General features: G+C 72.4%; 12 protein-coding genes and 1 pseudogene. 6 read left to right on the top strand and 7 right to left on the bottom strand.

Going from position 1 to position 12486, the window contains the following annotated elements:
* Positions 1-14: 14 nt before the first annotated feature.
* Positions 15-806: a class I SAM-dependent methyltransferase gene (locus tag ACYVLJ_RS24985; protein ID WP_451983600.1), complete on the bottom strand. Its 792-nt coding sequence runs from the start codon at positions 804-806 to the stop codon at positions 15-17.
* Between the two features lie 207 nt (positions 807-1013).
* Here ACYVLJ_RS24985 and ACYVLJ_RS24980 point away from each other — a divergent pair, with 207 nt between their 5' ends.
* The 3 genes from ACYVLJ_RS24980 to ACYVLJ_RS24970 all read left to right on the top strand — a co-directional run bounded on the left by ACYVLJ_RS24980 (position 1014) and on the right by ACYVLJ_RS24970 (position 3760).
* The gene (locus ACYVLJ_RS24980) at positions 1014-1952 is read left to right on the top strand and encodes a trypsin-like serine peptidase (RefSeq protein WP_460440563.1); all 939 of its coding nucleotides are present in this window, start codon (positions 1014-1016) and stop codon (positions 1950-1952) included.
* A gap of 81 nt (positions 1953-2033) precedes the next feature.
* Positions 2034-2954 carry an alpha/beta fold hydrolase gene (locus ACYVLJ_RS24975; RefSeq protein ID WP_460440562.1) on the top strand — a complete coding sequence of 307 codons (921 nt, stop codon included), beginning with the start codon at positions 2034-2036 and terminating at the stop codon, positions 2952-2954.
* 41 nt (positions 2955-2995) lie between these two features.
* A complete protein-coding gene (locus tag ACYVLJ_RS24970) occupies positions 2996-3760 on the top strand; it encodes a MerR family transcriptional regulator (protein ID WP_460440561.1) in 765 nt (254 codons plus the stop codon).
* Between the two features lie 36 nt (positions 3761-3796).
* On the opposite strand, the gene ACYVLJ_RS24965 is transcribed toward ACYVLJ_RS24970, so the two are convergent.
* The 5 genes from ACYVLJ_RS24965 to ACYVLJ_RS24945 all read right to left on the bottom strand — a co-directional run bounded on the left by ACYVLJ_RS24965 (position 3797) and on the right by ACYVLJ_RS24945 (position 7450).
* Positions 3797-4447 (bottom strand): response regulator transcription factor, encoded by a 651-nt coding sequence (locus ACYVLJ_RS24965; protein WP_460440560.1) that lies wholly within the window; start codon positions 4445-4447, stop codon positions 3797-3799.
* Positions 4435-5682 (bottom strand): sensor histidine kinase, encoded by a 1248-nt coding sequence (locus tag ACYVLJ_RS24960; RefSeq protein ID WP_460440559.1) that lies wholly within the window; start codon positions 5680-5682, stop codon positions 4435-4437. The genes ACYVLJ_RS24965 and ACYVLJ_RS24960 overlap by 13 nt, the downstream gene beginning before the upstream one ends.
* An 89-nt stretch (positions 5683-5771) precedes the next feature.
* A complete protein-coding gene (locus ACYVLJ_RS24955) occupies positions 5772-6215 on the bottom strand; it encodes a hypothetical protein (RefSeq protein ID WP_460440558.1) in 444 nt (147 codons plus the stop codon).
* Positions 6216-6489: 274 nt separating this feature from the next.
* Complete coding sequence (locus ACYVLJ_RS24950) at positions 6490-6915, bottom strand: hypothetical protein (protein WP_451983586.1); 426 nt, start codon at positions 6913-6915, stop codon at positions 6490-6492.
* Positions 6916-6982: 67 nt separating this feature from the next.
* Complete coding sequence (locus tag ACYVLJ_RS24945) at positions 6983-7450, bottom strand: GbsR/MarR family transcriptional regulator (RefSeq protein ID WP_460440557.1); 468 nt, start codon at positions 7448-7450, stop codon at positions 6983-6985.
* A gap of 107 nt (positions 7451-7557) precedes the next feature.
* On the opposite strand from ACYVLJ_RS24945, the gene ACYVLJ_RS24940 reads away from it, so the two are divergent.
* From ACYVLJ_RS24940 to ACYVLJ_RS24930, 3 genes are read left to right on the top strand one after another with little or no spacing between them, the layout of a single operon-like run.
* Positions 7558-9111 carry a GMC family oxidoreductase gene (locus ACYVLJ_RS24940; protein WP_460440556.1) on the top strand — a complete coding sequence of 518 codons (1554 nt, stop codon included), beginning with the start codon at positions 7558-7560 and terminating at the stop codon, positions 9109-9111.
* A gap of 15 nt (positions 9112-9126) precedes the next feature.
* Positions 9127-10548 (top strand): aldehyde dehydrogenase family protein, encoded by a 1422-nt coding sequence (locus ACYVLJ_RS24935; RefSeq protein WP_460440555.1) that lies wholly within the window; start codon positions 9127-9129, stop codon positions 10546-10548.
* Positions 10545-11663 carry a M20 family metallopeptidase gene (locus tag ACYVLJ_RS24930; RefSeq protein WP_460440554.1) on the top strand — a complete coding sequence of 373 codons (1119 nt, stop codon included), beginning with the start codon at positions 10545-10547 and terminating at the stop codon, positions 11661-11663. Before ACYVLJ_RS24935 ends, ACYVLJ_RS24930 begins: the two co-directional genes overlap by 4 nt.
* A gap of 276 nt (positions 11664-11939) precedes the next feature.
* Here ACYVLJ_RS24930 and ACYVLJ_RS24925 read toward each other — a convergent pair.
* A pseudogene (locus ACYVLJ_RS24925) lies at positions 11940-12426 on the bottom strand (TetR/AcrR family transcriptional regulator).
* Positions 12427-12486 lie beyond the last annotated feature (60 nt).

Here is a 12486-nt window from a genome sequence, read left to right as displayed (position 1 = left end):
CGAGTTGGCCAGGACTACCCGGTGATCCGGACGATGACCTGCTCGTTGGCGTAGGAGTATCCCTCGTAGGCGACGGACACGCCGGTCCGCTCGGCGTACTCCCGCAACGCCCGGTACTCGTGCTCTTGCCAGCCCGGGAAGTTGAAGAACTCGTCGAACACCAGCACGGCGCCCGGCCGCAGCCGGGGGCCGACCAGGTCCAGCACGGTCTTCGCGGAGCTGTACAGATCCGCGTCGATGTGGACGAAGTCGACCGGTTCCGGATGGCGGGCGAGGAAGCCGGGCAGGGTGTCGGCGAACCAGCCGACGACCAGCTCGGCTCCGGCGACCTCGGGCCGGCCGTCGACGCTGAACCTGCCCGCGGGGAAGTCGATGCGCCAGTCTTCGGGCAGGCCCTGAAAAGAGTCGAAGCCGTAGACGCCACCGAGGGGCCGCGCCGCGGCGATGATCTTCAACGTCGTGCCGGTGTAGACCCCGAATTCGAGCGCCATGCCACCCGTGGGGGCGAGCGAGAGCGCGTGTTCGAGTGTCCGGTGCGGATCGTCGAAGCGCGGCGCCGCGGGCATGTGGTCGCGGACGAATTCGGCCGATTCGAGGGTGGCTTGCCGATCGGCGGCGTAGACGATGTCGCGGCGCGTCCGGATTTCGAACTCGATGAGCCGATCGTAGATCCGCTTGTTCTCCGCCCGCAGTTCGGCGAGCTGCTGCTCCTGCCGCGCCAGCAGCGGAGCGACGGCGTCCGTCACCGTGTTGGCCAGCCGGACCTGGATCGGTCGGAGCAGCCGGTTCCGCCAGGACGCGCGCATCGCGGGTGGTTCCTCTCTTCATGGAGGGAGGCAGTGTAAACCGTGCCTCGGGCCGCACGGCCGTGATCGGCCAACGAGATTCTCGTTCGCTCTCAGGCTCCTCTCAGGACAGACAATTCCCTCACGACGGGCCCATTCCCGGCTCGGCGACCGCCTTCGCCGGGCATCAGTATTCTGTTCGCAAACGGAGGGAAGGAACCGGCAAGCATGGTCTGGGCTCGCGTGTCGGCGATGTTCGCGTTGCTCGCCACGGTTTCCTTCACTGCCACGGCGTCGGTGGCCTGCAACGAGACAGAGGACGCGGTCGCGGTGGCGCCGCGGGCTCCCGGATACGACCGGCCGAGCCCCAGGACTTCCGCTCCGGCCCCGGAACGAGTCGCCACGGCGATCCTGACCTCGCCGCCGGCCACCACCGGGCCTCCCCCGTCGTCGCCGGCCGACACACCCCGTCGCTCCGACGCACCGGCCCCGTCGGCCGACACCGGAGGCGCCCGCGCGCACGCGGTGGACGCCGGCAGCCGGCTCGCCGTAGGTGCGTTGTTCTCCGGCGACGGTCACTACTGTTCGGCCAGTGTCGTGGACAGCCCGCACGGGAACCTCGTCTTGACCGCGGCGCACTGCGTCCACGAAGGCGCAGGGGGCGGGCCCTACCCGAACGTGCTGTTCGAACCCGGCTACCACGACGGGATCGCGCCGTTCGGCGCGTGGGCCGTCACGGACATCTTCGTCGCTCCCGGCTGGGAAGCCACGTCCGACCCCGACCTCGACTTCGCCTTTCTCCTCGTTCACCAGGACGGCAACCCCGCCACGCTGCAAAGCCTCACCGGAGCCGACCGGCTGGGCACCGATCGTGGCTACGCCACCACGGTCGAGCTCACGGGATACCCCGACTCCGCCGAGCAACCGGTGACCTGCCAGAACGTCACGACCCGGCAAGGCGCGCACCAGATGCAGATCTCCTGTCCCGGTTTTCCGCAAGGAACCAGCGGCGCCCCATGGGTTCTCGACCCCGACCCGGCGACGAACCTCGGCACGGTCATCGGAGTCATCGGCGGTTTCGAGTCCGGCGGAGACGATGACGTGTCCTACAGCAGCTATTTCGACTCCGACATCGAGACTCTTTACCGGACCAGCGTCTCGGGCTAGGGCATCGGGGCGCGTCTCGTCGAAACGGGCGCGTCGCCGGGGGTTGACCCTGACCGTGCGTCAGGGTCGGAACCTGGTGGCATGACGAACAGCACCGTCCTCGTTCCGCCGGTCGGCGAGTTCCGGAAGATTCGCGGGCGCCGCGTTTTCGTGCACCGGTCGGGTGAGGGCGGGCCGGCCGTCGTCGTCCTGGCGGGCGCCGGCATGGTCGGCCTGGACTACTTCCTCGTCCAGCGGCAAGTAGCACGGTTCACCGCCGCCGTGGTGTACGACCGGGGCGGGACCGGCTACAGCGACCCGGTGCCGCTGCCGCGTACCGCCGCCGCGGTCGCCGCGGAACTGCACGAGGTGCTGCACGGCCAGGGCATCGACGGCCCGTACGTCCTGGTCGCGCACTCCCTCGGCGGCGCCTACGCGCATCGGTTCGCGCAGCTGTACCCGCCGGAAGTGGCCGGCCTGGTGTGGCTGGACGCCTTCCACCGGGACTGGGACGAGTTCATGCCCGCGGAGGCGGGCCTGTCCGCGGGCGAGCGGATGGCACCCGACCTGGCGCACGTCCGGCGCCCGGACCTCCGCCGGATGTACGCCGAACTCCTGGTCCAGTACCCGGAACACGTGCGGCAGTCGCTGATCGACGCCCATGTGAGCGATCACGGGCTCCGGAGCGGCTTCGCCGAGCGAAGCAACCTGGTCGCTCTCGCCGACGAGTTGCGGGCCGGGCCGGATCTTCCCGACGTCCCGCTGATCGCCCTCACCACGGAGGGGGTCGACCCGGCCCAGCAGGCGCTGACGTCGGAGCAGGCGCAGCAGGGCATCTCGGAGCGGACTCTGCGCGCGATCGCGGAAGGCCGGAGGAAGATGGTCGCGGCGGTGGTGAGCGCGGTCTCGCACGGGGAGCGGCGGGTCGTGCCCGGCGTCGGCCACAGCCAGCTGTGCTTCGAGCGGCCCGACGTCGTGGTCGAAGCGATCCGCGCCGTCGTGGAGCGGGTGGGTCGCACCTAGACTCGACGCGGCCACGCCTTTCCGAGGAGCGGAGGTAGCCGGTGCTCACGATCGGCCAGCTCGCGGCGACCGCCGGCGTGACCGTGCGCACCGTCCGCCACTACCACCACGTCGGCCTGTTGCCCGAGCCCGAACGCGACGCCTCCGGCTACCGCCGCTACCGCGCCCAGGCGGCGGTCGACCTGATCCGGATCCGGGCCCTCGCCGACGCCGGGGTGCCGCTGGCCCGCATCGACGCGGTGCTGCACGCCCAGCCGGCCGAGTTCGCGGCGGCCATCGCCGAGATCGACGCCGAACTGCGGCGCAAGGTCGACCAGCTCACCGAGCACCGGCGCCGGATCGCCGCGCTGGCCGGCGGCGAAGGGCTGGTGCTGCCGCCGGAGGTGGTCGCGATCCTGGACCGGATGCGCGCGCTCGGGGTCAGCGAGCGGACGGTACGCCTCGAGCGCGACACGTGGATCCTGATGCAGGCGCTGGACCCGTGCGCCATGCCGCAGTGGATCGAGGACCGGAACGCCAGGTTCGACGACCCGGCGAAGACGCACCAGTACCTCCTCTGCGACCAGTCGATCGACTGGGACCCGCGCGATCCGCGCGTGGACCGGCTCATCGACGAGCTGGATGCCTGGCAGATCGAGCAGGAAGGCGAGGGCGACGGGCCGGGGAGCATGACGCTGGTGTCCGTCCGGGTCGCCGAGGCGTCCCCGGCGTGGCAGCGGATCCTCGACGTGCTCACCGACCGGGCCCGGCAGCGCGCCCACCCGCCGAAACGGGCCGGCCGGACGTCCCGGGTCCGGCCGGCCTGATGCTCCGGCCGAAGATCGTGCTCACCGAGGGGAAGGTCAGGCCCGGGACGCTCCCAGGAAGCGCAGCACGGCCAGGACGCGGCGGTGGTCCGCGTCGACCACGGGCAGGTCAAGCTTGGCGAAGATGTTGTTGATGTGCTTCGCCACGGCGCTCTCGCTGACCACCAGCGCCTGCGCGATGCCGGCATTGGAGCGCCCTTCGGCCATCAGGCCGAGCACCTCCCGTTCGCGAGGGGTCAGCCGCGCGAGCGGGTCGCTGTCGCGCCGCAGCAGCAACTGGGCGACGACCTGCGGGTCCAGGGCCGTACCCCCGTCCGCCACCCGCCGGACCGCGGCCACGAAGTCGGCGACGTCGGCAACCCGCTGCTTGAGCAGGTAGCCCACACCGCTGGTGTTCGCCGAGAGCAGGTCAGCCGCGTACCGCTCCTCCACGTACTGCGAAAGCAGCACCACCGGCGTCCCCGGCCAGCGCCGGCGGATCTCCATCGCCGCCCGCACCCCCTCGTCGGTGAAGCCGGGCGGCATCCGGACGTCGATCAAGACGAGTTCGGGCCGGTGCTCCGCCACGGCCGCCAACAGCCCCTCCGCGTCGCCGGCTTCCGCGGCGACCTGGAACCCGCCCGTCTCCAGCACCTTGGTCAGGCCGACCCGCAACAAGACCGAATCCTCGGCGATCACCGCGCGCACGGCAGCTCCGCGGTGATGGTGGTGGGCCCGCCGGCGGGGCTGCTGACGTGGAAGGCCCCGTCGAGGGAGCCGACCCGCTTGGCCAGCCCGGTCAGCCCGGTGCCGGCGGCGGCGTCGGCACCGCCCAGCCCGTTGTCTGTCACGCGCACGCGCAGCACTTGGCCGACCTGGCGGACGATCACCTCTGCACGCATCGCGTTGGCGTGCTTCGTGGCATTGGTCAGCGCCTCGGAGATCACGAAGTACGCGACCGACTCCACGGTGGGCGCCACCCGCTCTTCCAGATCGACCCGCAGCCGCACCGGCAGGGGTGTACGGGCAGCCAGCCCGGACAACGCCGCGTCCAGACCTCGGTCTTCGAGCACGGCCGGGTGCAGCCCCCGCACCAGGTCGTCGAGTTCGGCGATCGCCTCCTTCGCCTCCGAGTGCGCTTTCGCGATCACCTCGCGGGCAGCACCCGGCAGGTCCGGGCGGGTGGCCATGGCCAGCCCCAGGTTGACCGCGAGGGACACCAGCCGCTGCTGGGTTCCGTCGTGCAGGTCGCGCTCGATCCGGCGGCGCTCCGCGTCGACGGCCTCGATCAAGTCGGTCCGGCTCACGGCCAGCTGATCGACCCGCTCCTGAAGTCGCTGTGCCCGGCTGGGCCCGAGCAGGCCCGACGCCAGCCGCGCCTCGGCCGAGGCCACCGCCCGCGCGGTCCAGGGCAGGGCGCACAGGAGGAGGAGTCCAGCCGCTGTGTAGACCGGCAGCTGGGTCAGGGAGCCGAACCAGTCCTGGCGGATGCCGGCCGGCAGCGCCCATGACCAGGCGTAGGCGGTGACGCCCGCCAGGCATGCCGCCGCCACCGCGAGCACCAGCAGCTCCAGCAGCGCGAGCGGCGGGCCCAGCAGGAGGTAGTAGCCGATCTTGCGCCAAGGCCGCGTCGCCGCGACCCTCCGGGCGGTCGAGGCCCACGTCCCTCGTTCCGGCGCGGCGCGGGTGAGCCGGGGGACGTCCACACCGATGAGCACCCGGTAGCGAGCCCGCTGAACGGCCGTCAGCACCGGGGTGCCGAGCAGGACCAGCGCGGCCGACACGGAAACCGTGAGGAGCCAGTCCCCCGTCCGGGCTGTGGTCGCCGCAGCCCAGGCCCACACGGGCACCAGCCCCAGGTGCGGCAGCACACCGGCGGCGAGGAAGCCGGTGTCCCGCCGTACCCGGAGGACCGTGCGTCTCAGTCCGGCTGGAATCGTCATGACACGACGCTAGGGCACGGCACGAGGGCCGTGCCATGAAGCCTGTACCCGCCCTCGTGGTGAACCTGGTACCAGCTCTGCCTCCGCGCCTACGGGTGATCGACAGGCCCTTCCGCGTTGCGCAGGGCAAGCCACGTACACAGCCCGGCCAGGGCCAGCTCCGGGACGGCGCAGGCAAGGGCCTGGGCAAATTCCGCACCGGCCTGGGCGGTGAGGACGTCGAACCAGGCGTCCATCACCATGAGCGCCGCGACCGCCGACGCCGACAACCGGGCGCGGTCGTCGCCGCGGTGGAACAGGCGCGCGGTGGTCGCGCAGCCGAGCGCCGCCGCCAGGTCGAGCCCGATCCACACGGCCGGCCAGTGCCGCACCTGCGTGGTCGCGGGCAGGGACCGCCCCAGCACGAACACCCACGGCACCAGCCCCGCGGCGACCGCGCCGAGCACCCTGGGCGCCCAGCTGCCCCGGGGCCGTGCCCGGACACCCGGCGAGCCGGCCGTGCGTGGCGCCCAGGGCATCGTCCGAACGGTCATGGGATTCCTCCACCGAAGTCGTGGTGACGCCGCCGGCCGCGGCCCTCCGGCGCAACCTTGCCGCCGCGGGCCGCCGAGATCAGTAGCCCGGGGTTCCGGCTTCGTGGTGGTGCCTGCTACCGCACCGACCGCGGACGTTCGCCGTCAGTCGTCCACGCCCTCCACGATGAAGTCCACCTCGTGCCCGGCGGTCAGGTGAAAACGCGATAGCCGGGACGCAGCCACTTCTCGGCCGCGGCGTCCCTTCAGAGCCGTCCGGTGGCGAACGGCCGTTTCACCGCCATCCGAGCTCGGCCAGCTGTTTCGCGGCTTTGCCCGTGGGCCAGAAGGTCACCTTGTCCAACCGGCCCGAATCGGTCCGGAACTTGAAGCCGCGACTGAACGGGCCACGCACCCGACGTACGCCGGTCACCTCGGCGCGGGCGATCCGGATCGGCACAAGAGCCCGAACGCGCAGTTCGATCTGGTTTCGGCTGACCAGCAATTCCGCGAACGGCCATGTCACGTTGACGCCGTTCACCCAGGCTCCGCCCCGCAGGACGAGGTCGTAGTCCTCGTCCCGCAGCGCGGCAATCTGGCGCGCGTGCTCAGGAACCGGCGGCGGGACCTGGCCGAGACCTCCGGTCTTCTCCCGCCGCCGATACACGACGAACACCGTCGTCACCAAAAGAACGCAGATCGCCAGCCAGACGATCCCCATCCCGGCTCCAGCGCTCATCGACGTTTCTTCCGCATCACGGGCGAAGGATCTCGGTCGAACGGATTCGTCAGCCCGACGCCCGTCGCGTGTATTCGGCCAGCAGCGCTTCGAGCTGTTCGGTCATGAACACGTAGTAGTCGCGCATCTGCCGCAGCCGGCCGCGCTGCTCGGGCGGGAGGTGCTTTCCCTGGTCCTGTGCGGTTTCGGCCAGTTCCAGCAGCTCGCGGTTCATCGTCACCTGGTGCTGCAGGCAGCCGATCCACGCGTCGTCGCGCCAGCGGTGGACGAAGTGGCGGCTGCCGGGCTCCTTGTACCGCTCGACGACGCCGTTGACCATGAGCAGCCGCGTCATCTCCGACACCGACCCCTTGCTCGCGCCGAGGGCGTCCTGGAGTTCGTCCAGCGTAAGGGGTTTCTCGCTGAGCATCAGCACGCCGCTGGTGCGCCCGGCCATCGGCGGCCACCCCATGGCACGGCCGATGCGCAGGCCGAAGTCCTCGATGAGCGCGCGCTCGCCGCCCGCGGACAAGGTCATCGGCACCTCTCACTATAGCTCAGGAAAAACTGAATATTCACTCTTGACTGAACATACGGCTGGGGCACATTCTAGCCACGACGGCGACCCGGCGAAGGAGCAGGCAGATGACGAACAGCGGCTGGGACCTCATCGTGGTCGGCGCGGGATCCTCCGGCTCGGCGCTCGCGGTGCGGTCGGCGGAGCGGGGCAAGCGCGTCCTGTTGCTGGAGGCCGGCCGCGACTACCGCTCGGCCGAGATGCCCGAGGCGTGGCGCTCGCCCAACCCGATCGTCGCGCTGCTGCACCCGACGGCGGCCGAAGGCATGGTGTGGCCCGGTCTGGATTCGACGCGGACCGAGAAGCAGCCGCCGGCGCCGTACTGGCGCGGCCGCGGGGTCGGCGGCAGCTCGTCGATCAACGGGCAGATCGCGATCCGCCCGCCGATGGCCGACTTCGAAGACTGGGCCCTGCCCGGCTGGGCGCCCGAAGACGTGCTCCCGTACTTCGCGAAGCTGGAGGACGACGAGGCGTTCGGCGAGGCCCCCTACCACGGCCGCGGCGGCCCGACGCCGATCCACCGGACGCCGCAGGAGGAATGGGGCGCCGTCGACGCCGCACTGCACCGCGCGGCCCTCGCGGCCGACTACGGCTGGGCACCCGACGTGAACGCCCCGGGCGCGACCGGCGTCTCGCCGTACCCGATCAACTCCCGGGGCGGCCGGCGGGTGTCGGTCAACGACGCCTACCTCGAACCCGGCCGCGAGCTGGCGAACCTGACGATCCGCGGCGACGCGCTGGTGGACCGGGTGCTCTTCGAGGGCGGCCGGGCGGTCGGCGTCCGCGTCGTCACCGGCGGGACGGCGACGACCGAGCTCGCCGGCACCGTGGTGCTGAGCGCCGGCGCGATCCACTCGCCGGCGATCCTGCTGCGCTCCGGCATCGGCCCGGCCGGGCACCTGCGTTCGCTCGGCATCGACGTGCGCGCCGACCTCCCGGTCGGGCTCGGCCTGCAGGACCACCCGATCGCGATGATCCAGCTGCCGCTGACCGCGGCGGTCGCGATCAAGACGCCGGACGACCGGCACACCAACGTCTGCGTCCGCTTCACCAGCGGGCCCGGCGCGCCCGAGGGCGACCTGATGTTCGTCTCGATGAACCAGAGCGTGCTCGCCATGGCCTTCGCCAACACCGGTGCCGGGGCCGGCGCGTACGGGGTTTGGCTCAACCACGCGCATTCCCGCGGCGAAGTCGGCCTGACCTCGCCCGACCCGGACGTCCAGCCGCTGGTGCACCAGCGGATGCTGTCCGACGAACTCGACCTCCCGCGGCTGCGGGCCGGCGTGCGTGCGCTGGCCGAGCTCGCCCGCGCCGAGGAGACCGCCCCGATCCTGGGTGGCTCCGTCGAGAGCGCGAACGAAGCGCTCTTCGCCGTGCTGGACAACGACAGTGAGCTCGACGACCACCTGCTGGCCACGGTCGGCGACTCGCAGCACGCCACCAGCACGTGCCGGATGGGCGACCCCGGGCTGGCGAGCACGGTGGTCGACCCCGCCTGCCGCGTGCTCGGCGTCGAGGGCCTGCGCGTGGTCGACGCGTCGATCTTCCCCTTCGTCCCCCGCGCCAACACCAACCTCGCCGCGATCATGGCCGGCGAGCTCATGGCCGACCGGCTCGACTGAAAGCTGAGGAAACCCTTGAGGACACTGCAGAACCTGATCGGCGGCCGGTGGACGGACTCCCGCGGCGAGGACTTCCTGGACCTGGTGAACCCGGCGACCGAGGAGGTCATCGCCCGGCACCCCGCGGGCTCGGCCGAGGACGTCGAGCGCGCGGTGGCCGCGGCGGCCGGAGCGCAGCCGGCCTGGGCGGCGACCCCCGTCGCCGAGCGCGTCGCGCGGATTTCGGCGTGGGCCGAAGCCGTCGCCGCCCACGCCGACGAGCTCGTAGAGCTGGAATGCCGCGAGATGGGCAAGCCGCTGGGGATCGGGCAGACCTTCCTCGCGGGTGTGGTGGCCGGGCTGCGCGCCGCCGCGGAGGAAGCGCTTTCCTACGACTTCGAGCAGCTCGTCGAACACCCCGACGGCAGCCGGACGCGGATCCTGCGCCACCCGCTCGGCGTGACCGCCCTGATCACGCCGTGGAACTTCCCGGTGACCGCGGTGCTCGCGGGCATCGGCCCGCTGCTGGCGGCGGGGAACACGGTGGTCGTCAAGCCGTCGGAACGCGGGCCGCTGTCGGTGGCGCGGCTGGCCGAGCTGGCCGGGCTGCCGCCGGGCGTGGTGAACCTCGTGCTCGGGGACGCCAGGGCCGGGGTCCCGCTCGCCGGGCACGAGCGGATCGGGCTGGTGCACTTCACCGGCTCGGTCGCCACCGGCAAGCGCGTCGGCGCGGCGGCCGGACAACGGCTGTGCCGCGCGGTGCTCGAACTGGGCGGCAAGGACCCGGTGGTGGTCGACGCGGGGACCGACCCGGTCGCGACCGCCGGCGCCGTGGCGTTCGGCGCGTTCGTCAACACCGGCCAGATCTGCACGTCGATGGAACGGATCTACGTCCACCGCGACGTCGCCGAGCCGTTCGTCGAGGCGCTGGTCGCCGCGGCCGAAGCCTTCCCGGTCGGCAACGGCCTCGACGACGGGGTCGTGCTCGGCCCGCTGGTCGACCGGCGGCAGCGGGACGTCGTCGCGCGGCACGTCGAAGACGCCGTGGCGAAGGGCGCGAAGGTCCGCACCGGCGGTGTCGTCCCGGACGGGAAGGGCTTCTTCTACCCGCCGACCGTGCTCACCGGCGTCGACGATTCGATGCTGGTCATGACCGAGGAGACGTTCGGCCCGGTCGCCCCGGTCGTCGTCGTGGACTCGTTCGAGGAAGGGCTGGAGCGGGCTTCGCGGTCGCGGTACGGCCTCGCGGCGACCGTCTACACCGCCGACCCGGGCCACGCCGAGGCCGCCGCCCGGATCCCGGCCGGCGTCACCTGGGTCAACCAGTGGCAGGGCGGTGGTCCCGAGCGGCTGTACGAGCCTGCCGGCGAAAGCGGCATGGGCGCCACCGGGGCACGGGCGGCCTTCGACGCCGCGACGCGGCCGGCGTCGGTGCACCTCGCGGCGGCCGGCTCGTGAAGGACGTGATCGAGCGGCGGGTGCGGGCGGCGGGCGACGGCCTCGTCGGCCTGTCGCACCGGATCCACGCGCACCCGGAGCTCGCGTTCGAGGAGGTGCGGGCCAGCGCGTGGGTGGCCGAGGCGCTGGGCGACGCGGGATTCGCCGTCGAGCACGGCTGCTACGACCTGCCCACCGCGGTCCGCGCGACGGTGGGCTCGGGACCGGTGCACGTCGTGCTCTGCGCCGAGTACGACGCCCTGCCGGACATCGGGCACGCGTGCGGGCACAACGTGATCGCCGCGGCCGCGGTCGGCGCCGGACTCGGCCTGGCGGGCGTGGCCGACGCCCTCGGGCTGACCGTCACCGTGCTCGGCACACCGGCCGAGGAAGGCGGCGGGGGCAAGGTGCTGCTGCTCGACCGCGGCGCGTTCGACGGCGTCACCGCGGCCATGATGGTGCACCCGGCCGCCGTCGAGATGGCGGCGATGCCGGGCTCGGCCGTCGCGCAGTTCGAAGTGGCCTACCGCGGAAAACCGGCCCACGCGGGCGCCTACCCGCAGCTCGGGGTCAACGCCGCCGACGCGATGACCGTCGCGCAGGTGGCCGTCGGCCTGCTGCGCCAGCAGACCGCGGCCGGCGACCGGATCCAGGGCATCGTCACCGAGGCCGGCTCCGCGGCCAACGTCATCCCGGACGCCAGCCGGGGCAGCTGGATCGTCCGGACCGAAAACCTGGACGAGCTCGCCGCGCTGAAGGAGCGCGTGACGCGGTGCTTCGAGGCCGGCGCGCTGGCGACCGGCTGCACCGTGTCGATCACCCCGGTTTCCCCCGACTACGCGGACTTGCGGCCCGACGCCGCATTGCTGGCGGCGTACCGGGCCAACGCCGAGGCACTGGGCCGGGTCTTCCCCGACCTGCCGCGCGGGGTGACCGGTGCCGCGACCGACATGGGCAACGTCTCGCACGTCGTCCGCACGATCCACCCCATGCTGGGCCTCGGCTGCGCGCCCGCGGTCAACCACCAGCCGGAGTTCGCGGCCGCCTGCGTCACCCCGGCCGCCGACCGCGCGGTGCTCGACGGCGCGATCGCCCTGGCCTGGACCGCGGCCGACCTCGCCACGGGAACGGCGTGAGAGCGACACCCCGCGCGCCAACGCTGCGCGACCTCGTCGTCGGCTGCTTCGCGGGCAACGACGCCGAGTACGAACTCCGCGGCCAGCTGTGCACCGACCTCGACACGATGCCCGTCGAGAACGCATCCGCGGTGGCCGGACGATCTGTCGCCGCACCGGGTCGTCGCGACGCCACGCCGACGACGTCCCGTCGTTCGACCCGTGGCACGCCGTGGCGAGCAGCACAAGCGGGCGACCATCGCCGAACTGCCCGCCTGGCCGGTGTCGTGCCGGTCGTCAGACCTGGTCGACGGGCGGCAGCGGCGCCGTCGCGATCTCGCGCGCTTCCTCGGGCGGGACGCCGAGCATCCGCAGCAGCTGCTCGGCCGCCTCGTCGCACGTCGCGTCGGTGACGCCGTGCGGATTCACCAGCGACACGTGCACCACGGCCAGCAGCGCGCCGGCGGTGGTCGCCAGGGCGATCCGGGGGTCACCGACGCGACGCCGCACCGGCCTCGATGTCGCGCAGGGCACGCGGAGCGAGACCTTCGTCGGCGTCGATGTAGGCCATCCCGTGCCGCACCAGCACCTGGGCCATCTCCGGCCGCGCCACCGCCAGGCGCACGGTCAACCGCACCGACTGCGCGAACGCCATCGCCGGATCGCCGACCCTGCCGGCCAGCTCGTCCAGCAGCAGGCCGAGTTCCTCCAGCACCTCCGGCACGGCCGCCTCGAACAACTCCGTCTTGCTGGAGAAGTGGTTGTAGAGGGACCCGAAACCCACGTCCGCGGCGTCGATCAGCTTCTGCCGCGTGTGCGCCTTGCGCCGTTCCGCGCGAGTGCC

Source organism: Amycolatopsis stemonae (assembly GCF_054781455.1).
Note: the sequence above shows the minus strand (reverse complement) of the source record. Positions and strands in the feature narration are given on the sequence as shown.